This window comes from Arthrobacter sp. P1_D4 (assembly GCF_056406115.1).
On record NZ_JBFUAU010000051.1, the window covers coordinates 1 to 682 of the forward strand.

The following is a 682-nucleotide window of genomic DNA, read 5'->3' on the forward strand; positions in this document are numbered from 1 at the left end:
CAGGGGATCAACGTGATCTCCGGCGGCACCGACGTGCACCTGGTCCTCGTGGACCTGCGCGACTGCGAGCTCAACGGTCAGCAGGCCGAGGACCGGCTCGCGGAAATCGACATCACCGTCAACCGCAACGCCGTCCCGTTCGATCCGCGCCCGCCGATGGTCACCTCCGGGCTGCGGATCGGCACCCCGGCGCTGGCGACCCGCGGTTTTGGCGAGGCGGCCTTCGCCGAGGTTGCCGATATCATCGCTGAGGCTTTGATCGCCGACGCCGGCGCGGACCTCTCCGGTCTGCGCACCCGGGTTCAGGCCCTCGCCGCCGCCCACCCGCTCTACCCCTCGGTTGATAACCTCGCCTAGGCGACGTAAGACTGAAGTAGCAGCAGTACAGAACTAACAGCAGTACAGATCACGACGCCGGGTTGCCGCCACAAGCCGCCGCCCGGCGTCGTGCATCCGGCCTGCGGCCGCCAACCAGCGCCCGCAGTGCCTTCCGGCAGGACTCTCTGCCGGACCACAGCAAGACCTAGTTAGGAAACCGACAATGGCTGTTGGAGTCTTCGATCTCTTTTCCATCGGAATAGGGCCGTCCAGTTCCCACACGGTGGGACCGATGCGGGCCGCCGCGGTCTTCGCCGAGGAGCTCAAAACGTCCGGGGACCTGGAGAAGGTGGCGTCGCTGCGG

The 682-nt window shown here is 66.9% G+C and carries 1 protein-coding gene and 1 pseudogene; both read left to right on the forward strand.

Annotated features, from left to right (window positions below):
- A pseudogene (locus AC1D0A_RS21950) lies at positions 1–357 on the forward strand (serine hydroxymethyltransferase); the annotation flags it as partial.
- A 184-nt stretch (positions 358–541) separates the two neighbouring features.
- Positions 542–682 (forward strand): serine dehydratase beta chain (locus tag AC1D0A_RS21955; protein WP_476946841.1); only part of this gene is annotated, 141 nt, incomplete at its 3' end.